Origin of the sequence: Bacillus cereus group sp. BfR-BA-01355 (assembly GCF_022663675.1) — a bacterium.
GTDB lineage: Bacteria > Bacillota > Bacilli > Bacillales > Bacillaceae_G > Bacillus_A > Bacillus_A thuringiensis_S.
The window spans coordinates 1-21273 of the sequence record NZ_JAKUFY010000094.1 but is presented as its reverse complement, the minus strand read 5'-3'; the positions used below and the strand labels follow the sequence as shown (position 1 = coordinate 21273).

Here is a 21273-nt window from a genome sequence, read left to right as displayed (position 1 = left end):
GCGTTCATCCTGAGCCAGGATCAAACTCTCCAATAAAGTTAGTTTGTCTAGCATCTAAAAATAAAAATTGACGTTTCACGTTGTTTGTTTCGTTCAGTTTTCAAAGAACTAAAAGCGGGTGAAGAGAATCGAACTCTCGACCAGAGCTTGGAAGGCTCTTGTTTTACCACTAAACTACACCCGCGTGGTCGGGAAGACAGGATTTGAACCTGCGACCCCCTGGTCCCAAACCAGGTGCTCTACCAAGCTGAGCCACTTCCCGTAATTGGCGCGCCCGAGAGGAGTCGAACCCCTAACCTCTTGATCCGTAGTCAAACGCTCTATCCAATTGAGCTACGGGCGCTTATTCATGATGTTTTTTCGTCGTTGTATTTTGGCGACTCAATTATCTTATCATACTACATTTTCAAATGCAAGTACTTTTTTAAGATTTTTTTGATGCGGCCGAGAGGACTTGAACCTCCACGGGGTTTCCCCCACTAGGCCCTCAACCTAGCGCGTCTGCCGTTCCGCCACGACCGCGCGGAAAAAACAAAAAGTGAGCCATGAAGGATTCGAACCTTCGACCCTCTGATTAAAAGTCAGATGCTCTACCAACTGAGCTAATGGCTCGTAAATGGCTGGGCTAGCTGGATTCGAACCAGCGCATGACGGAGTCAAAGTCCGTTGCCTTACCGCTTGGCTATAGCCCACTGAAAAAATATCTTGTTTTCAAAGACAAATGTTATTGTACCATAATGTCCAATAAAAAACAACTGCCAATTAGCAGAAGTTAAAATGGCGGTCCCGACCGGGGTCGAACCGGCGATCTCCTGCGTGACAGGCAGGCATGTTAACCACTACACCACGGGACCATTTGGTTGCGGGGACAGGATTTGAACCTGCGACCTTCGGGTTATGAGCCCGACGAGCTACCGTACTGCTCCACCCCGCGATGATACTATTCATATAAAATTCATATGGTGGAGGATGACGGGATCGAACCGCCGACCCCCTGCTTGTAAGGCAGGTGCTCTCCCAGCTGAGCTAATCCTCCGAAGTGGTGACCCGTACGGGATTCGAACCCGTGTTACCGCCGTGAAAGGGCGGTGTCTTAACCACTTGACCAACGGGCCAATATGTATGGCAGAGAAGAAGGGATTCGAACCCTCGCACCGCGTTAGCGATCTACTCCCTTAGCAGGGGAGCCCCTTGAGCCACTTGGGTACTTCTCTGTATGGCTCCGCAGGTAGGACTCGAACCTACGACCGATCGGTTAACAGCCGATAGCTCTACCACTGAGCTACTGCGGAATAATGAAGACAATTTGTATCTTATAAAATTTCTTTCTGTAAGTCAAGAAGTTTTTAACAACATCTTGTTCAAACGTGACATGTTTATAATATACTGGATTGCGTTTTTACTGTCAAGATGTTTTCGATATCGGTTTGAGTTTCCCTTTACACTTTCCGCAGACATATCTTTTTGTATTTATTTGACGCCTTCTTACATATTGAAGTAAACACTCCATACATTCATACTTATAAATCTTTTTTTCCTTCTCTTCATTAATCATTCGTCTACAAAAACGAGGTGCATCAACTTTCTTTAACAACTCACGAAAATCTCTGTCCCTGTGCTTATACCCTCTTCCTGTAATATGCAAGTGATAATGACACAGTTCATGTTTGATGATTCCGATTAATTCCTCCTTACCATACATTTCGTAATATCGATAATTCAGTTCAACATTGTGACTCTTCAACAGATAACGCCCGCCAGTTGTACGCAACCTACTATTGAACTTTACTTTATGTAAAAATGGCATTCCGAAGTATTGTAGCGATACTTCTTCCACTAGCCGTTGAATTTCTTTCTCGTCCATTCTCATTCCTCCTAAACAAAAAAATATTTTTACACTTTTCACGCTTCTTATACATATATTAAATAGTACATATACCCATCCTCATTCAAGACGCGTGGTTTCTAAAAACACAACATGAATAGAAATCCACTCACCAACCTCTCATTAATAGTACTTTAGATTTTTGAGAGTAGGATTAAACAAGGAGGGATTCCTATGCCTACGTGGCTAAAAAAACAGATGCAACGTGCATATTTCGAAAAAAACCGGTATCAAATTAAATTGCTAAATGAATGCTGGTTTTATTATAGCAAAATACATCAAAACTCATGATCCATTACACTTTTTATTCTATAAAAAAAGAGCAGTTTTATCTGCTCTCTTCCCTTACTATTCAATCGGCAACATAGATAGTGCAACGCGTCCTTTTTTTGTATCAATATCATCTACCCATACTTTTACAATTTGTCCTACTGATACAACATCTAACGGATGCTTTACAAACTGTTTGCTAAGCTTAGAAATATGCACTAAACCATCTTGCTTTACGCCAACATCAACAAAAGCACCAAAATCAACAACGTTACGCACTGTTCCTTCTAGTTCCATACCACGTTTTAAATCTTCTAATTTCAAAATCCCTTTTTTCAGAAGTGGTTTAGGCAACTCATCCCTCATATCTCGTTCTGGACTAATGAGTGCATCTATAATATCAACTAACGTCGGCTCCCCAACTCCCGTTTCTTGAGACAACTTAGAAATCTCTACTTCTTCCAATCTCTTTTGTAATTGCGGTTGTCCTACGTCATCTATCGATAACCCTAAACTCTTCAATAACAATTCAACATTTTTATATTGTTCAGGATGAATACCTGTCCGATCTAATGGATTCGCTCCTTCTAATATACGCAAGAAACCTATACATTGTTCGTACGTCTTTGCACCTAAACGTGGGATTTTCTTTAATTCCGTGCGCTTTGTGAATTTCCCATCCTCTTCTCTCTTTGCCACAATATTTTTCGCAACAGTTTTCGATAAACCTGAAACATATTGTAACAATGCAACCGAAGCCGTATTTACATTAACCCCAACTTGGTTAACAGCTGTCTCTACTACAAATGTTAATGACTCATTCAATCTCTTTTGAGATACATCATGTTGGTATTGTCCAACCCCAACTGATTTAGGATCAATTTTCACAAGTTCAGCCAGTGGATCTTGCAGACGTCTTCCAATAGAAACGGCACTTCTCTCTTCAACTTGTAAATTTGGGAATTCTTCACGAGCTAAATCAGAAGCTGAATATACACTAGCACCCGCTTCATTTACAATAATATAAAAGACTTCCTGTTTCACACTTTGCAATACATCTACTATAAATTCCTCTGTTTCTCTAGATGCTGTCCCATTACCAATTGCAATCATTTCAACTTGATATTTATCTATAATAGAAAGAACTTTCGTTTTTGCGTCATCATATTTACGAACAGGCGGATGCGGATAAATAACATCAATATGTAGTACTTTCCCCGTATCATCTACTACAGATAATTTACAACCAGTTCTATATGCCGGGTCTACCGCTAGCACGACTTTCCCTTTCATCGGAGGTTGTAATAATAAGTTACGTAAGTTCTCAGAGAAAATATGTATCGCTTGTTCTTCAGCTGTTTCTGTTAATTCTTTACGAATTTCTCTTTCAATTGAAGATTGAATTAATCGTTTATAACCATCTTCAATCGCTAATTGTACATAATGCGCACTTTTAGAATCGTTATCACGAATTACTTTCTTATTTAAGAAATTTAATATCTCATCTACTGGTGGGACAACAGAAACTCTCAATATATCTTCTTTCTCACCGCGATTCATTGCTAATACACGATGTGGTACTACTTTTTGCAATGGTTCTTCATAACTGTAATACATTTCATATATATTCTTTTCATCTTTTTCTTCACCTTTTACAGACGAAGACATAATACCTTTTCTAAAAGTAATATTTCGAATCCAACTACGATACGTAGCTTCATCTGAAATCATTTCTGCAATAATGTCTTGTGCACCTTGTAAAGCTTCTTCTGCAGATTGCACTTCTTTCTCTGCATTAATAAATTCCACTGCCTTTTTAGCCGGATCTTCTTTCTTATATAACAATAACCATTCAGCTAACGGTTCTAACCCTTTTTCTTTTGCAATCGTTGCTTTCGTTCTTCTTTTCTCTTTATATGGACGATATAAATCTTCTACTTCCTGCAACTTTGTAGCTTTAACAATTTGCAGCCTTAGCTCTCCTGTCAGTTTTCCCTTCTCACCAATAAGACGAATAACTTCTTCCTTCCTATCTTCAAGTTGCATCATATATTGCCATCTCTCTAAAATCGCACGAATTTGCACCTCATCTAAAGAGCCTGTCCATTCTTTTCGGTAACGAGCAATAAATGGAACTGTGTTACCTTCTTCTGTTAATTGAATAACATGACGAACTTGCTTTTCGCTAAAGCCTAATTCTTTCACTAACATTTTCATTAACGCTTGTCGATTATCTACCATTTCCATATACAACCGTAACCTCCTCTATAATAAAAAAAGTTGCCCTTCAAAGAGAGCAACTTAAACTGCCGATTTAAAAATCTATTAGTCCTAAACTAATTTGTAACGCTTCATCTACACGACTCATCATCACTTCATCTAAATGAGTGATTTTGTCCGTTAAGCGTTGCTTATCGATTGTTCGAATCTGCTCAAGTAAAATAACAGAATCTCTCTCAAAACCATACTTTTTCGCATCAATTTCCACATGAGTGGGTAATTTCGCTTTTTGAATCTGTGCAGTAATAGCCGCTACAATCACCGTTGGACTAAAACGATTTCCGATGTCATTTTGAATGACAAGAACCGGACGAACGCCTCCTTGCTCAGAACCAACAACTGGGGAAAGGTCTGCAAAATACACGTCGCCGCGTTTTACAATCAAAATATTACCCCCCGCTAACTAAGCGTTCTACTGTATGAGCTGCTTCATACTCCGCTAAGAAAGCTTCAGATGCAATACCAAGATTAATTTTTCCCATTTCAATATACCCACGTCGCATTGATTCATGTTGGTAGCGTTTCTTCGTCTTATGTTGACGCAATAACAATTGTGTTGCCTGGCAAATTAGTTCATGGCGATTCTTATTCTCTTGTTTTCCAATTCCGTCCAATTCCGTTACCATTTGCTTTGGCAACCGAACCACGATTTCAGTAGTTACACTTGATTCGGACACAAAAATACACCTCCACCGTCAACTACACACCCAAATATATATATGACACCTATTGTAATAATACCATTGTATGGAGCCTGTTGCAAAGACTTCCTTATTCCTTGCTTATGTTTTCCAATTCACAAACAAAACATTCATCTTCTTAAATTTTTTATCTCATAACTAACTAAAAACAATAGAACTCCTCTTCAAAACTTACGTGTAACTTATATAAAAAATGATTATAAGTAAAAAGCTTCTCATCAAAAAGAGCTTATTATCCAGCAATGAACAGTCACTCCAATGACAAGAAGCAATCATGCTACCTTCTATATATTGTTCAAGTAATTAATTATCTCTACAACCTTACCATTCCGTATAAATATTCTTGGCACACGGAAACTGATCGTTGCAATAATTTCATAATTAATAGTCCCTGAATATTCCGCAACCTCTGTAGCGCTAATATACTCATCTCCCTGCCTTCCAATAAGCGTAACTTTCGTACCAAGCGGCACTTCACAAGGAAGATGAATCATGAACTGATCCATTGTTACTCGCCCTACAATCGGTACCCTTTTACCATTTATAAGCACTTCAAATCCTTGTAATCTTCTAAGCCATCCATCTGCATAACCAATCGCTACAGTCGCGATCCATTCTTCAGTTTTCGTTCGATAAGTGACGTTATAACTAATTCCATCACCTTTAATCACCTGTTTAATATGAGCTACTTTCGTATGCAGTGATAGCGCCGGTTCTAATTCAAATGGTAAAAAAGGACGTATTTCTACAGAAGGAGATAATCCATACATTGCAATCCCAATTCGCACTGCATTAAATGTAATCCCTTGAAAACGTAACGTGGCAGCACTATTAGCTGTATGGACAAACTTAGGATCCACTCCGAATTCTTTCAACCAACTTAACTGCTCTAAGAACGTGTTATATTGCTTATCAAAATACGAAGTCTCAACCTCATCTGCCGTTGCAAAATGCGTGTATACTCCTTCTAACTCTAAAAACGGTGCACCTTCTAAACTCCTTAAAAATTCTTTCAGCTCTTTTCTTTCACGTATTCCAATTCTCCCCATACCACTATCAAAATTAATATGAAATTTCATTACAGATGAACCATCCCAAAGTTTAATTGCTTCGTCCACCCATTCTTTTTGAAAAACAGTTAGCGCTACATCATTTTCAGCAGCTACATTTACATCACGCGGCGGCGAGGGACCTAACACTAAAATCGGCACAGTAATACCGGCCCTCCGAAGCACTAGAGCTTCATCTAAAAAAGCAACAGCTAACCTTGTTGCACCCGCTTCTAATGCCGTTTTAGCAACCGGTACATAATCGTGTCCATATGCGTTCGCTTTAACTACAGCAAAAATCTCTACATCACTTGGGATGAACTCTTTAATATGTGTAACGTTGTTATAAATGGCATCTAAATCCACTTCCACCCACGTGTCACGATAAAATGGTGCTTCTTCCATAAATACACTTCCTTATACACGATATGCGAAGCTTATTCTTTTATATGCTTCTTTTATGAAATCCACCTTCAAACTAAGAAAAGACGTGGTGCACATATATCACCACGTCTAAGAAGTTTACTTCACCTGCTTCGCTGTAACTGAACGAGCAACCATTAACAGCTCCTTCGGCTCTAAACCTTTAGACACGAGCATATATTCTACTCCGTTATGCGACCACGTTACAGAGTCTTTCGTCAACGCACCAATCGTAAACCCAAGATCAACCGGTTCTCCACTTACACTTACCGCTGATGAAGCCTCTGCAACTTTTGCCTTTTCTTGTATTAAAGTAAAGGATTTCTTATTTCCAGTGTATGTGAGTATCGCACGCTTGCCACTGTCTGTCTTCAACTCTTTTTCATCTTGCAGAGTCATACCTTGTGGTGTATCAAGCGGATACAAAGTAGCAAACGGTTTGTCTTCTTTCGCTGTTGTTTGAACATCTACCTGCGCTCTAGACATATTTTGTTTCGTATCAAATGCACCTTTATCAAATTTCGCATCGAATTTTACCTTAGAGAAATCTACTTTTACAAGAACATTTTGATCATTATCCATTAACTTCACTGAAACTGGAGTCAAATCGCTCTTCTTCAGTGTAATCTCTTGTTTCGGCAACATATTTTGATGTTGATAGTTTGTTTTTGTTTTAAAAATATAATACTTATCTGTTTTCTCGAAAGTAAGGTTTTTCTTATCCTGCAAAATATCTCTTACAAGTGATTCATATAAATAAGCCTGGCTGCTATTTTGCGGCCAATCACTTTGAAAACGGAAGCTCTTATTAAGTGCTGGCGTTAATACAAATACACCTTCTTCATTTCTTAAAATGATTTGGCTCTGATCTTTTTTTGCATTCTTTAAATTCACACGATAAAAAGACGGTTCTTTATGCCAAATCTCTACATTATACTCCTGAGGCTCATTTCCTGTTTTAATAGATAATTTCGCTTCAGCTTGATAACTTTTCATCCCTTTTACTTTCGCTTCTAAATCTCTCACGACATCATCTTGTTTCTTTTCCACACAACCCGCCAACACAAAAACGGTCAACAAACCGACAAGAACTAAAAACAGACGCCTTTTCATCACTTCAGCCCCTTTGCCCCTATAAATGAATGGAAGATGTACCTTCCTTATCGCTACCTCAAATATATGAGACAAAGATATAAAATATGCAGACTAGCGTGACGAGCTTTCTAAAACAACTTGAGCAACAGCAAATTCCTTACTATGACTAATTGATAAATGAACAATATACTCTGTACTTGTAATCAGAATCGGCTTACCTCTTTCATCATTTTTCACTTCAATATCTAAAAAGCTCACTTCTTTCCCGATACCAGTACCTACAGCTTTTGAATACGCCTCTTTCGCTGCAAACCTTCCAGCTACAAACTCTGTAAGGCGACTTCCTTTCAGCTCCATAGCAACATTACGTTCATTTTCTGTTAAAATACGTTCCATAAATTTAAGCTTTCCATCTAGCATTTTTTCAATACGATTTAATTCAATAATATCGATTCCAATCCCTATAATCATTTCAAAATCCCCTTCTTCTATTTAACTTTCTTCTTTCATATTGATAAGAATAACAGAGAATCTTTCTGATGCAAAAGGGGTGATAGTAACCGTATGCTAATAAGATCCACTCAGATTTCTTTACAACCGACTATTCTCACCTTACTTCTTATTCACTTAGTCCTGATGATATTAGGCGACTTTTTCCTCTTCCCACTGGCAGCCTCTAATGAATATATCGCTAAAGGAGAATGGTGGCGTGTCATAACTTCCCTTCTGGTACACGTAGACTTACAACATTTTCTTTCTAATAGTATTTTTTTGTTTGCACTTGGTTCTTCTATCGAAAAGCAACTCGGACACTTTTCTTTTTTTATTCTATTTTTTATTTCTGGAATTTCTGGAAATATTTCTTCTTATATTATTATGCCACCTGAATATATTCACGCAGGTGCATCAGGTGGTATTTTCGGACTATTAGGCGCACAATTATTTTTATTGTACAATCGATACCGCTCTTCAAAACCAAAAGAAATTGCCATTTTCTCAATTATGATACTTCTATTACTGCTATTTACTTTCTTTAATCCTTCCGCCAATCCGATCAGTCATTTAACAGGTTTAATAACCGGCGGCATTTTAACTCCTTTTTTAACAAAAAAAAACGATGGTGCAAAGCTTATTTAATATAAAAGCTTGCACCATCGATAATTTCTACATCTACATGTTCGCTTAAATCCCTCATTAATTGAAATAAAGACTCATCCTTCATCTTCGCCTCAATCATACAATCAATTTGCGGAACACTTCCCTTTATCCTTCTTAAAAAAGATAAAAATGCGTCTACATTAATATAATCTGCATGAGCTCTTGGATCTTTTCCCTCTCTAGGGCTAGAGATATGCATTTTAACTGGCAACAAAGATGTTTCCCACGTATAAACAACACGTGCCCAATCTTCATACCAATCTTCTTGCTCATTATTCATCATATGGTGATGCAAATCAAACACGACAGGAATATCTAATTTTTCTCCTAAATATAATGTTTCCTCTAACGTAAAAGTTGTATCATCATTTTCTAATATAATCATTTCTTGAATACCCCTTGGGACATTAGACCAATTCTCTATAAAACGCTCTAATGCAAGTTCTTTATCTTTATACCCTCCTCCAACATGTAGTACACATCGTTGCTTATGTTCAATCCCCATGCCTTTTAATAATTTTTTGTGCATCTGCAATGTCTTTACAGATTGTTTAAAAACACTCTCCTCAGGTGAATTTAGTACAACAAAATGATCCGGATGAAAATCAATTCGCATATTCATATGAATTGCATATTCACCTAATTCTTTCAATTTTTCTTTTAAAGGACGAATATAGTTCCACTCTAGCAATTCCTCATGATTCGCTAAAGGAATGAGCTTAGAACTAAGCCGAAAGAAAGATATGTCATGTCCCTTATTATGCTTTAATAAACGCAAACAATTTTCCAAATTGGAATTAGCAATTCTTTCAAGTTTACGAATTGCAGCATCACGATCATCTATTTTCTGAAACTGTGCGTACGTCATCGTTTGAGATGGGGATGCATTCTTCAAATGCACACTCATCGCAACGTAACCAAGCCTTACAAGCATATAACAGCCCCTTTTCTATCATAACTACTATGTAGTATGCACAATTACAGAAATAAAAAAAGAGAATGCCCGCAAAGGGCATTCTCTTTTTTTATTAAGCTTGTGGACGGCTATGATGTTTTCTTTCGCCGCGTCCATTTGAAGATCCTGGGCGACCTTGACCTTCACCTCTGCGTCCACGACTACCACCATCACGATTACGATCACGGTTTCCATCACGATTGCGATCACGGTTTCCGTCACGATTACGTCCATCACGGTTACGACCATCGCCACCACCGCGTCCATCACGACTACGATTACGGTTACCATCACGGTATCCGCCTCCGTTACCGCCACGTTTTTTAGAACCGCCACCTCTTGAAACAACTGGTGGTTCTGATGTTAAAGCAATCGGAGTTGTATCCGGCTCTTTAGTCATCATTTTTAAAGCAGCAGCTACTACTGTTACAGAGTCATTCTCTTCTAACATTTCTTCTGCAATACGCTTGTAGTATGATAAGTTCTCATTTTGGATTGTGCTTTGAAGTTTTTCAGCGATTAAACGTTGTTGACCTTCTAATGCCTCATCAAGTGTCGGTGCTTCCATACGATCAACTTTACGTTTTGTTGTACGCTCGATATTTTTTAATTGTCCTGATTCACGTGGTGTTACAAATAACATTGCAATACCTTTTTTACCTGCACGGCCAGTACGACCGATACGGTGAACGTATGATTCTGGATCTTGTGGGATATCGAAGTTGTATACGTGTGTTACGCCTGAAATATCAAGACCACGTGCAGCAACATCTGTTGCAACAAGAACTTCAATAGCACCTTCTTTAAATTTACGTAATACAGACATACGTTTCGCCTGTGTTAAGTCACCATGAATACCTTCTGCTGCATAACCACGTAAGTTTAATGCTTCTGATAATTCATCAACACGACGCTTTGTACGACCGAATACGATCGCAAGCTCTGGAGATTGAATATCTAGTAAGCGTGTTAACACGTCAAACTTTTTCTTTTCTTGCACTTCTAAATAGAACTGCTGAATGTTTGGCATTGTTACTTCTTTTGCTTTTACTTTAATGTGTTGAGGCTCAGTCATGAAACGCTCAGCAATACGACGGATTGGATCTGGCATTGTCGCTGAGAATAATAATGTTTGATGTGTTTCTGGCACATCTGTTAAAATCGCTTCAATATCTTCAATGAAGCCCATGTTTAACATTTCATCCGCTTCATCAAGAACAACAGTCTCTACGTTTTGTAAGCGAAGTGTTTTACGGTTAATATGATCTAAAATACGACCCGGCGTACCAACAATAATGTGTGGGTGTTTTTTTAGAGCACGAATTTGGCGGTTAATATCTTGACCACCATAAATTGGTAGAATACGAACACGTTTATGTTTACCAATTTTGTATAGCTCTTCTCCAACTTGAATTGCTAATTCACGCGTTGGCGCGATAACAATACCTTGAACTGCTTCTTTATTTGTATCCACTTTATCTAATAGTGGTAATCCGAATGCTGCTGTTTTCCCTGTACCTGTTTGCGCTTGCCCAATAATATCCTTACCTTGCAATGCATGTGGAATTGTTTCAGCTTGAATCGGCGTAGCCTCTTCAAAGCCCATACTTTCAACCGATTGCAGTAAAGACTCACTTAATCCTAATTCTCGAAATGTTGTCAATGTTACTTCTCCTTTTCTATCCTATACTTATCATTTAAAAAAAGGCGTTTTCCGAATTTGCGGAAAAGCCCTTTTCCTGAATGCTCACGTATATAACCGGGCGTATATTCTTCACGAAAATACTTCTAAACGTTATTACACTTTATCAATTATAAGTTTTGTATGTGTAAAAAGCAAACCCAACTGTTACCTTATTTTATATTAAGGGCCTTTTTCTTTACTTTTATTTTTTTATCATTTACTGTAAGCGCTTATTATAAGTTTCTTCTATTTTCGTGACTATCATCCCTATTTATATACACCAATTATTTCAACATCGTAATTACTTCTTCTAATTTCATACCGCGAGATGCTTTTATTAATACGACATCTTTCGCATCGACTACTGCTTCTAAATCTCTTACTAACTCTTCTTTATTATCATACGCCTTTACACGTTCATTAGGGAAATTAATTTTCGCTCCTTCAGCAATTTGAGCTCCTAATCTACCGTATGTGAATACATGTGCGATTTTTGCTGGATCGATTAATTTACCTACCTCATAATGGAACTGCACTTCTTGATTTCCAAGTTCTAACATATCACCGAGCACAACGATTTTTTTAGTAAATCCATCTAAACCATTCATTAAATGGAATGCTGCCTCCATAGCCGTCGGACTTGCATTATAAGCATCGTTGATAATTGTTAATCCACTATCCGTTTTTACAATCTCCATACGCATGCCCGTCATTTGAAGTGTTACTAAACCTTGTTTCATTTCTTCCCACGTCACCCCAAAATGTGTCGCAATTGCCATTGAAGCAAGTGTATTGTACACATTATGTTTTCCTAACACCGGTAGGTAGAATGAAATATTTTCATCTCTATTCATTTTAAAATGTGTCCCAGTTGCCTGTAATGTTACAGTCGTTGGATAGTAATCGTTGGCTCTTGCATCACCAAACGTAACTGTTTCTGCTGCTAAATTCATTTCAGGAACACGATTCGTTAATAACGGCTCATCTCCATTATATACGAACAAGCCACCTTCTTGTAACCCTGTAACAATTTCTAATTTCGCTTCAGCAATTGCCTCACGAGATCCTAAATCCATTAAATGTGCCTCACCAATATTCGTAATGATAGCTGCATTAGGACGAGCTAACTTAGATAAAAATTCAATCTCTCCTCGGCTTGACATACCCATTTCTAATACAGCTACTTCTGTATTTTCTTCTAAGTTTAAAATAGTGAGAGGTAACCCAATATGGTTATTGAAATTTCCTTCTGTTTTTTGAACTTTGAACTTAGTCGCGAGAATACTTGTCACAATATCTTTCGTGGATGTTTTACCGTTACTACCTGTCACACCAACAACTTTAACATCCAATTGATCGCGATAGTTTTTCGCTAACATTTGCAGTGCAGATAGCGTATCTTCTACAAAAATAACCGGAAGATTCTCGGGTGGATTTGCTACATCTTTCATCCATAATGTAGCTACAGCTCCATTTTCAACTGCTTTATCTACAAAAGCATGTCCATCGAAACGCTCCCCTTGAATCGGAACATATAAGTTTCCTTTTTCAATTTTTCTCGTATCAATAGACACGCCTTGAATAATAGTTCCCTCATATTGCTCTGCTAATCCAGTACCATTTACCATCTGTTCTACTTGCTTTAACATTCGCTTTATCATATAGAAACGCTCCTTACATAGAGGAAGCACTATTCCTACGAATAGTGCTTCCTCCTTTTTTTGTTAGATTGTATATTTAATTTTTTGTTTTTCTTCGTGACGTTCAATCGCTAAACGAATTAGCTCTTCGATTAACTCTGGATACGGTAACCCAGTATGTTGCCATAATAGAGGGAACATACTAAACGGTGTAAATCCTGGCATAGTGTTTACTTCGTTAATATACACTTCTCCGTCTTTCGTTAAGAAGAAATCAGCTCGCGTTAAGCCTGCACCATCTAATGATTGGAACGCAATAATTGCATCACGCTTAATCACATCAGATTCTTCTTCTGTCATTTCAGCTGGAATAATTAACGCCGTATCACCATCGATATATTTCGACTTATAATCATAGAAGTCCTTTTTCGGAACGATTTCACCTACAACTGAACATTTCGGCTCATCATTACCTAGTACCCCCACTTCTACTTCACGACCTACAATATTTTCTTCTACAATAATTTTGCGATCAAATTGGAATGCCTCTACAAATGCATTCTCAAGTTCTTCACGATTTTTACACTTATTAATACCAACACTTGAACCAAGGTTTGCTGGTTTTACGAAACAAGGATATCCTAACTTATCTTCTACTTTAGAATAAGCTTCCTCACGATTTTTTTCCCATGCACTGCGAATGAAAGACGCATATTTTGCTTGTTTTAAACCAGCCTCTGCAAAGATGTTTTTCATAACAACTTTATCCATACCAGCAGATGATGCTAGAACACCATTTCCTACATAAGGAATATTCATCAATTCTAATAGTCCTTGAACCGTTCCATCTTCACCGTTTGGTCCATGTAGTAATGGGAAAATAACGTCAATAGCGTTTTCCTCAGAAGCTGCAGATGGAATAATCTCTGTACTTAATGATAACGGAGAAATCGCATTTTCTGCACTACTCATTTTTAAAGCTTCAACATCTGTTACTTCGCCTTCAATACGCTCACCACGTACCCATTGACCTTGTTCTGTAATATAAATTGGATGAATCTCGAATTTATCTTGATTTAACGCTTTAATAGCAGCAAGAGCCGTCTGTAACGAAACTTGATGCTCAGCTGATTTTCCACCATATAATAAACCTAATTTAATTTTTGTCACTGAAATCACCCTAACCAATTGTTTTCATTTTTCTATTTTAGCACTTTTTATAAAAATAGGTAGTTCCTATTTGAAATAAAATGTAACTTCCACAAATAATTAAATGACACCACTTATTGGTTTTCTACACTTTTTCTATTCCACTACTATACAAAGGTGAATTTTAAAATGAAATGGTAATCCTATCTAGTTATGTACCTAAAATATGTAGAAATCCCCTTTTTTGTGTATGTCACCTATTTACTAAGAAGATTGTTTGGTTAGTGTATCTTTTTGCCTTTGCTCAACAAGGCGATCTAAAGAAATATATACAATACCTGCAACTACACATCCTACAGCTAAAATTGTAAATAGAAAGTGGCCAAGTAATCGATCTAATAAAAACCCCCCCAAAAGTGGACCAAATGCGCTTCCTGTAATCCACTGCAAACTTGCAGCGCCCATATAAGTCCCTCTCAAATGCTCAGGGGCCAAATTTGCTACAAATGTCATCTGTACAGGCGACATAATCATCTCACCTAACGTATATATAGCATAAACGAACAGTAGTGTTATTAAAATAACTGTAGCATTTGTATTAAACTCTCCAAACCACTTCGGTAACCACCCTATAAAAAATAATCCAATCCCGAACAAACATGCACCATATAACATCGTCTTCCCGACTGGTTTATCCGTAGCCCATTTTGAAATTTGAAATTGGAATAAAACAACTAATAGTCCGTTTAACGCCATTAAATATGGATATGGATTATTCGTTCCAAAAATACGCTTCATTTCATTATCAAAATGTAGTGGCAACATGCCTTCGGTTTGAGAAAAACCCATCGAAATGATAATACCTGCTAATAAGTAAATCATTAATGCCTTATCTCGCATTACAATTTTCCAAACTGCCCCAGATTCCTTTTCTTTATGTTCTTCCTTATCTATCCTCTTTGGCATCGTCTCTTGAATAAGAAGTAATACAAGTAACGCATAAAATAGCATTGTAGAAGAGGCAATAATAAACACAAGATTCTTTGACAACACAACTACTGATGCTCCCATTATCGGACCAATCGCAGCACCTATATTGTGTCCCATTCGTAATAAACCATATGCCTCTGTTCTTTTTTCTGGTGCCGTTACATCTGCGACCATAGCTGATGCAGCTGGGTGAAATAAAGAATTACTCAACCCTAAAAAAATAGATAAAATTGCATATGGAATAAACCCTTCTATAAATAGAAAACCGAGCATTAATAATGCATTACTTGCCATAGAAAATATCATAATCGGTTTTCTTCCATATATGTCAGCAATTCTTCCTCCTATAAGTGATCCAAAGCTTGCAGCAATTGGAGAAAGCGCCATAATAACCCCAACTTCCAACAACGAATCTACCTTATCTTTTAAATATAATGCAAAAAAAGGCATTAACATCATCATTGCAATTCCATTTAACGTCTCTCCAATAAATCGAATCCATACGTTACGGTCCATCTCCCTTAACTCACGCCACGTATTTTTCATCATTTCACCCCTTTAGTTAGCCAACAATTATCTTATAATAAGTTCAGAAAAATGTAAATTTTCAAATATAAAAATCCATTCTAACAGAATTAGAATGGATTTTTTTCGCTTATAAATTCGCAACATCTTCTTCTTTTTTACTATTATTTAAAGCACTATGTTTTCGGCTATATAAGAAGTAAACCGCTATACCAATAACCATCCATATCCCAAAACTAATCCATGCTGTCCCCGATAATTGAAGCATTAAGTATAAACAGAAAATCACTGTTAATGCTGGTAAAAATGGTACAAGCGGAGCCTTAAATGCCCTTGGTAAGTCTGGATGGGTTCTTCTCATTACAATTACCGCAACAGCTACGAGTGCAAATGCTGACAATGTCCCCATGTTTACAAGATGTGCTAAAACATTTAAATCTATTAATCCTGAAATCAGTGCCGCAATAATTCCCGTTGTCCATGTATTTAAAAATGGCGTTTTAAATTTCGGATGAACTTTAGCAAGACGCTTCGGCAGTAAACCATCTCGGCTCATCGCATAAGAAACACGAACTTGTCCATACATCATAACTAGCATTACTGTTGTAATTCCTGTAATTGCTCCTACTGAAATTACTCCAGCTAAGCCATCTTGTCCAATAAATTGAAGTGCAAAAGCAACTGGATCTGATATATTTAACTGTCCGTATGGAACAATTCCTGTCAAAATAAGCGAAACAACGATATAAAGAACTGTACAAATTAATAACGATGCAATAATACCAATTGGTAAATCACGTTGCGGACGTTTCACTTCTTCTGCCGCTGTTGAAACTGCATCAAATCCTATAAATGCGAAGAATACTGTAGCCGCTCCAGCCATTACACCATCTAAACCAAACGGCATAAAAGGCGTCCAGTTTTCAGGTTTCACATAATTAAAACCAGCAAAGATAAAAATAAGAACAACTGCTATTTTAATAAATACCATAATGTTATTTACTCGTGCACTTTCACGAACACCCCTAGATAAAAGAACTGTCATCACTAAAATAATTAGAACTGCAGGTAGATCAATTATTCCACCCTTTCCTGTACCAGGAGCCGAGGAGAGAATAGTCGGAATGTGAATTCCAAACCCCTTTAATAAAGATTGAAAATATGCAGACCAACCGTTTGCTACAGCAGATGTAGCAAGTAAATATTCAAGCATTAGATCCCAGCCAATTAAAAATGCGAATACTTCTCCCATCGTCGCGTATGTATACGTATACACACTGCCCGATACAGGAACTGAAGAAGCAAATTCAGCATAACAAAATGCAGCAAAGGCACAAGCTAGCGCGGCAATCGCAAACGATAATATAATAGCTGGCCCAGAATGTTTCGCTGCCACAACACCCGTTAGAACAAAAATACCAGTTCCAACAATTGCTCCGATTCCAAGCATAGTTAAATCTAGCGCGCCCAATGTTCTTGCTAACGTTTTTTGCTTACTTTCTTGCATTAACTTTGCAATTGGCTTCTTTTGAAAAATTTGCTTCATCTTTCACTCCTCCAAGTTTTAAATTTTCTGAAAATTTTTAATTCGCTTTTTTATTTTACTCATTACGCTTTTCCTAGTCAATACTTTTGTCGAAACAAGTAGAAATTCTTCTGAATATGCACTATCCTTATCATTCTTTCTATATATCTTTCGACAACTCTTTTTGGTATTATTATACATGTCGATTCCACAAAAAAAGGCATGCTCCCTTATTGAGAGCATGCTTTTTTTACTTATTTCACAGTATATGAACCTTGTTCAATCCAGCTATACATATACTTTTCATCTTCTGTTTCATGTGCTTGTTTTACAATACGAAGCGGACGGAATGTGTCTATCATAACAGCTAATTCAAGTGTCTCTTTCTTCCCTATACTTGCCTCTGTTTTCCCCGGATGCGGCCCATGGGGAATCCCGCTCGGATGAAGTGTAATAGAACCTTCTTCCACACCTTTGCGACTCATAAAGTTTCCTTCTACATAGTAAAGAACTTCATCACTATTAACATTACTATGATAATATGGTGCCGGAATTGACTCTGGATGATAATCGTATAAACGTGGTACGAAAGAGCAAATAACAAAATTATGCCCTTCAAATGTTTGATGTACTGGCGGCGGCTGATGAATGCGCCCTGTAATTGGTTCAAAATCCTCTACATTAAATACCCACGGATACAAATAGCCATCCCATCCAACAACATCTAACGGGTGGTGTCCTAAAACATGTTTGTGCATATAACCTCTTGATTTTGTCATTACGACAAAATCGCCTTTTTCATCATAGGTCTCTAATTTTTCTGGACCACGAAGATCTCTTTCACAAAACGGACTATGCTCTAACAATTGTCCGTATTCATTTCGATAACGACGCGGCGTTGTAATTTGGCTATTCGCCTCTACAACAAGAAACTTAGTCTCTCCTTCATCTGGAATAACACGATAAATCGTTCCAATTGGGATCGTTACATAGTCGCCTTTTCTATAGTGAATCGTTCCAAACATCGTTTCAATTTTCCCTGTTCCATAATGAACAAATAACATTTCATCGCCATCACCATTACGATAGAAATAATCCATTTTTTCTGTTGGGCTCACTACTCCAATTAACAAATCTTCATTTCCAAGTATGAAATTTCGTCCACTTATTGCATCACCACTTTTTTTATTTTCTTTCGTTCGGAAGTGGCGATGAGAAAGAGCAACATCCTCTTCATACTGCAACTGACAAGAATGCGATAATGCAGAATGACCTACTTCTGTTGGCATATAGTGATGATACAAAATAGACTGCGTACCAGAAAAACCTTTTGTTCCCATTACCTGTTCACGATAAAGCGATCCATCTTTTTTACGAAATTGTACATGTCGTTTATGAGGTAGTTCTCCCATGTGACGATAAAACATGCCCATCACTCGCTTCCTTTTCTTTTTTGATCGTATTACGTAGTGTACCTAAACCAGTAATCGACAGCTCTACAACATCTCCATCTTGTAGCCACTCTTCTGTACCAAGTTCTAAAATACAGCCTGTTCCTACTGTCCCAGAACCAATCACATCTCCTGGATATAACGTAACGTCCTCTGAAGCACGTTCAATCATTTCAGCAAATGTATAGTAAATATCTTGGAAGTTTCCCTTTGATAATAGTTTTCCATTTACATGAGCAGTCATTTCTAAATCATATCGATCACCATTACGATAAACATCTAATTCCTCTTTCGTAACAAGATGTGCTCCTAACGAAGTTGCAAAGTCCTTTCCTTTCGCTGGACCGAGACCTACTTTCATTTCTGTTGCTTGTAAGTCTCTCGCACTCCAGTCGTTCATAATACAATAACCAAAAATATATTCCTCTGCTTGCTCACGAGAAATATTTCGCCCTTCTTTTCCTATTACGCAAGCGATCTCCAACTCGTAATCAAGCTTTTTAGACTTTTTCGGACCAATTACAAAATCACCGGAACCAATTACAGCACGATGATTAGTAAAATAAAAGACCGGAATATCATACCATTCAGGCACAACATCTAGTCCTCTTCGTCCGCGAGCTGTTTTTACATGTTGTTCAAATGCGTAAAAATCTCGAATACTACTCGGATTAGGAAGAGCAGCTGTCAATTGTACTTCTTCTAAAGCATATATACCCTTATTTGGATTCTTAACATTCCTCACTACTTCTACATACTCATCAGCTTTCTCTAAAAAAGCCATCATAGAAGAAGGGATTCTCCCTTCACTAGCAAGATTCATATCTATTACTTTGTCACCTTCAAGCCATCCAGCCCGTATTTCTTTTGAAGGAAGACGAAATGTAACAAATTTCATCCTGATTCCTCCTTATAAAAATGAAATTTCCACCAGCAAAGGGACTTTTGCTGGTGGATACAAATCTTATAAGTTTCCGCGACGCTCTTGTTCTCTTTCAATTGATTCGAATAACGCTTTAAAGTTTCCTTCACCAAATCCACGAGAACCTTTACGTTGAATGATTTCAATAAATAAAGTCGGGCGATCTACAATTGGTTTCGTAAAGATTTGTAGTAAGTAACCTTCATCATCACGATCTACTAAGATCTTTAATTCTTTTAGCTTATCAATTTCTTCATCGATTTTTCCAACTCGTGCAGTTAACTCATCATAATAAGTATCAGGTGTATCTAAAAACTCCACCCCATTTGCACGAAGCGCTTCAACTGTTTTAACAATATCACTTGTTAATAAAGCAAGATGCTGTACACCAGCTCCATTATAGAATTCTAGATACTCTTGAATTTGTGACTTTCTCTTTCCGTCTGCTGGTTCGTTAATCGGAAACTTAATACGGCTTCCATTCGTCATAACTTTCGACATTAACGCCGAATACTCTGTACTAATATCGTCATCATCAAAATGAATCATTTGTTTAAAGCCCATGACATTCTCGTAATAACTAACCCACTCTTCCATTTTTTCAACATTACCAACTACATGATCGACAGCAATTAAACCAGACTCTTCAAATGGAATATTAAACTCTACCTTTTGGAATCCTGGCATAAATGCCCCTTTATAATTTTTACGCTCTACAAGCGTATGAATTGTATCACCATACGTACCAATAACTGCTTTTTTCAATGTACCGTCCTCATCTGTTAATTCCTCTGGTGGAGCAATTGCGACGGCACCACGTTTCACTGCTTCTGAGTATGCTTTATCAACATCATCAACAAGTAGTGCCACATCCTTCACGCCATCACCATGAGTCTTTACAAACTCTGCAATACGATTTTCACTACTTAAAGCTCCAGACACAACGAAACGCATATTTTTTTGCACAAGAACATAAGATACCTTTTCACGGTTTCCAGTTTCTAATCCAGAGTAAGCCACAATTTTGAATCCGAACGCTCTCGCAAGATAATAACTCGATTGCTTTGCATTCCCTACGTAAAATTCCAAATGATCTACATCACGTACTGGAAAAAAGTCCTCCATTTGTGCAGCTAGCGTATCCATAGATTTTTGTTTCATAATATCTTCATCCCCCTGTAAATAGATTAAATGGTCCATACTTAAAACCAACCGAAAACGCTTCCAACATAAATAAATAGAAATTAGTTAGCAAGCTAACAAATTCTGACCTTTAAAATTTTCTATCTTTTCTGTCAAATTCCTCTTTTTTTCTTACATATAAAATTCGACTTTTTTCTCTTTGAAATAAAGTGAAACTTTAATCAGTGGATTTTTGATTATTCGTTGAATCAAGTTGCAACCGCAGCGTCTAATTAGCCATGGATACTAAATAATGAGGTAACTTTAATACTTGAAGGTATATAAGAAGAAAATAAAAAAGACTCCAACATATTAACTACTTACTAATACGTTAGAGTCTTTATTTTTTTTGAATGATTGTATTTATATATATCATACTAATACACTTG

Annotated in this window: 18 protein-coding genes and 12 tRNA genes; 2 read left to right on the top strand and 28 right to left on the bottom strand. The window is 37.4% G+C overall.

Features of this window, described 5'->3' with window-relative positions; genetic code table 11:
• Positions 1 to 113: 113 nt before the first annotated feature.
• From MR167_RS23920 to MR167_RS23860, 13 genes are all read right to left on the bottom strand, one after another.
• Positions 114 to 184 (bottom strand) — tRNA-Gly (locus MR167_RS23920).
• A 1-nt stretch (position 185) separates the two neighbouring features.
• Positions 186 to 262: transfer RNA gene (locus MR167_RS23915), tRNA-Pro, on the bottom strand.
• A 4-nt stretch (positions 263 to 266) separates the two neighbouring features.
• Positions 267 to 343, bottom strand: a tRNA-Arg gene (locus tag MR167_RS23910).
• Between the two features lie 96 nt (positions 344 to 439).
• A tRNA-Leu gene (locus MR167_RS23905) sits at positions 440 to 522 on the bottom strand.
• A 17-nt stretch (positions 523 to 539) separates the two neighbouring features.
• Positions 540 to 612, bottom strand: a tRNA-Lys gene (locus MR167_RS23900).
• Between the two features lie 5 nt (positions 613 to 617).
• Positions 618 to 692 (bottom strand) — tRNA-Gln (locus tag MR167_RS23895).
• A gap of 86 nt (positions 693 to 778) precedes the next feature.
• Positions 779 to 854: transfer RNA gene (locus MR167_RS23890), tRNA-Asp, on the bottom strand.
• 3 nt (positions 855 to 857) lie between these two features.
• Positions 858 to 934, bottom strand: a tRNA-Met gene (locus MR167_RS23885).
• 26 nt (positions 935 to 960) lie between these two features.
• A tRNA-Val gene (locus MR167_RS23880) sits at positions 961 to 1036 on the bottom strand.
• Between the two features lie 4 nt (positions 1037 to 1040).
• Positions 1041 to 1115 (bottom strand) — tRNA-Glu (locus tag MR167_RS23875).
• 8 nt (positions 1116 to 1123) lie between these two features.
• Positions 1124 to 1214 (bottom strand) — tRNA-Ser (locus tag MR167_RS23870).
• A gap of 3 nt (positions 1215 to 1217) precedes the next feature.
• Positions 1218 to 1292 (bottom strand) — tRNA-Asn (locus tag MR167_RS23865).
• 113 nt (positions 1293 to 1405) lie between these two features.
• Positions 1406 to 1864: a SprT family protein gene (locus MR167_RS23860; protein WP_000343553.1), complete on the bottom strand. Its 459-nt coding sequence runs from the start codon at positions 1862 to 1864 to the stop codon at positions 1406 to 1408.
• Positions 1865 to 2059: 195 nt separating this feature from the next.
• Between MR167_RS23860 and cmpA the strand changes: the two genes are divergently transcribed.
• Positions 2060 to 2176: a cortex morphogenetic protein CmpA gene (gene cmpA / locus MR167_RS23855; RefSeq protein ID WP_001143640.1), complete on the top strand. Its 117-nt coding sequence runs from the start codon at positions 2060 to 2062 to the stop codon at positions 2174 to 2176.
• A 57-nt stretch (positions 2177 to 2233) separates the two neighbouring features.
• On the opposite strand, the gene MR167_RS23850 is transcribed toward cmpA, so the two are convergent.
• From MR167_RS23850 to acpS, 6 genes are all read right to left on the bottom strand, one after another.
• Complete coding sequence (locus MR167_RS23850) at positions 2234 to 4402, bottom strand: Tex family protein (RefSeq protein ID WP_000426209.1); 2169 nt, start codon at positions 4400 to 4402, stop codon at positions 2234 to 2236.
• 67 nt (positions 4403 to 4469) lie between these two features.
• Positions 4470 to 4820: a type II toxin-antitoxin system endoribonuclease NdoA gene (gene ndoA, locus MR167_RS23845; protein WP_000635965.1), complete on the bottom strand. Its 351-nt coding sequence runs from the start codon at positions 4818 to 4820 to the stop codon at positions 4470 to 4472.
• Positions 4821 to 4824: 4 nt separating this feature from the next.
• A complete protein-coding gene (locus tag MR167_RS23840; protein ID WP_000004570.1) occupies positions 4825 to 5112 on the bottom strand; it encodes an antitoxin EndoAI in 288 nt (95 codons plus the stop codon).
• Positions 5113 to 5420: 308 nt separating this feature from the next.
• On the bottom strand, positions 5421 to 6590 hold the full coding sequence (gene alr / locus MR167_RS23835) for an alanine racemase (RefSeq protein ID WP_000390595.1): 1170 nt from the start codon (positions 6588 to 6590) through the stop codon (positions 5421 to 5423).
• 117 nt (positions 6591 to 6707) lie between these two features.
• A complete protein-coding gene (locus tag MR167_RS23830) occupies positions 6708 to 7658 on the bottom strand; it encodes a LolA family protein (RefSeq protein ID WP_003306148.1) in 951 nt (316 codons plus the stop codon).
• A gap of 156 nt (positions 7659 to 7814) precedes the next feature.
• Complete coding sequence (gene acpS, locus MR167_RS23825) at positions 7815 to 8174, bottom strand: holo-ACP synthase (RefSeq protein ID WP_000583417.1); 360 nt, start codon at positions 8172 to 8174, stop codon at positions 7815 to 7817.
• 93 nt (positions 8175 to 8267) lie between these two features.
• Here acpS and MR167_RS23820 point away from each other — a divergent pair, with 93 nt between their 5' ends.
• A complete protein-coding gene (locus MR167_RS23820) occupies positions 8268 to 8840 on the top strand; it encodes a rhomboid family intramembrane serine protease (protein WP_016078971.1) in 573 nt (190 codons plus the stop codon).
• On the opposite strand, the gene uvsE is transcribed toward MR167_RS23820, so the two are convergent.
• The 9 genes from uvsE to hppD all read right to left on the bottom strand — a co-directional run bounded on the left by uvsE (position 8833) and on the right by hppD (position 20863).
• The gene (uvsE, locus tag MR167_RS23815) at positions 8833 to 9795 is read right to left on the bottom strand and encodes a UV DNA damage repair endonuclease UvsE (protein WP_016078970.1); all 963 of its coding nucleotides are present in this window, start codon (positions 9793 to 9795) and stop codon (positions 8833 to 8835) included. The genes MR167_RS23820 and uvsE overlap by 8 nt on opposite strands.
• 94 nt (positions 9796 to 9889) lie before the next feature.
• The gene (cshA, locus tag MR167_RS23810) at positions 9890 to 11479 is read right to left on the bottom strand and encodes a degradosome RNA helicase CshA (RefSeq protein ID WP_000206602.1); all 1590 of its coding nucleotides are present in this window, start codon (positions 11477 to 11479) and stop codon (positions 9890 to 9892) included.
• 305 nt (positions 11480 to 11784) lie between these two features.
• A complete protein-coding gene (gene murF / locus MR167_RS23805) occupies positions 11785 to 13161 on the bottom strand; it encodes a UDP-N-acetylmuramoyl-tripeptide--D-alanyl-D-alanine ligase (protein ID WP_242315641.1) in 1377 nt (458 codons plus the stop codon).
• A 63-nt stretch (positions 13162 to 13224) separates the two neighbouring features.
• On the bottom strand, positions 13225 to 14310 hold the full coding sequence (locus MR167_RS23800) for a D-alanine--D-alanine ligase (RefSeq protein WP_000161434.1): 1086 nt from the start codon (positions 14308 to 14310) through the stop codon (positions 13225 to 13227).
• Between the two features lie 243 nt (positions 14311 to 14553).
• A complete protein-coding gene (locus MR167_RS23795; RefSeq protein WP_017762686.1) occupies positions 14554 to 15825 on the bottom strand; it encodes an MDR family MFS transporter in 1272 nt (423 codons plus the stop codon).
• Between the two features lie 109 nt (positions 15826 to 15934).
• Positions 15935 to 17350 carry a branched-chain amino acid transporter BcaP gene (bcaP, locus tag MR167_RS23790; RefSeq protein ID WP_000809361.1) on the bottom strand — a complete coding sequence of 472 codons (1416 nt, stop codon included), beginning with the start codon at positions 17348 to 17350 and terminating at the stop codon, positions 15935 to 15937.
• Positions 17351 to 17583: 233 nt separating this feature from the next.
• Positions 17584 to 18756 carry a homogentisate 1,2-dioxygenase gene (locus tag MR167_RS23785; RefSeq protein ID WP_012614724.1) on the bottom strand — a complete coding sequence of 391 codons (1173 nt, stop codon included), beginning with the start codon at positions 18754 to 18756 and terminating at the stop codon, positions 17584 to 17586.
• Positions 18722 to 19678, bottom strand: coding sequence for a fumarylacetoacetate hydrolase family protein (locus MR167_RS23780; protein WP_000673996.1), 957 nt, complete (start codon positions 19676 to 19678; stop codon positions 18722 to 18724). The genes MR167_RS23785 and MR167_RS23780 overlap by 35 nt, the downstream gene beginning before the upstream one ends.
• Before the next feature lie 66 nt (positions 19679 to 19744).
• Positions 19745 to 20863 (bottom strand): 4-hydroxyphenylpyruvate dioxygenase, encoded by a 1119-nt coding sequence (gene hppD, locus MR167_RS23775; protein WP_000810920.1) that lies wholly within the window; start codon positions 20861 to 20863, stop codon positions 19745 to 19747.
• Between the last annotated feature and the right edge of the window lie 410 nt (positions 20864 to 21273).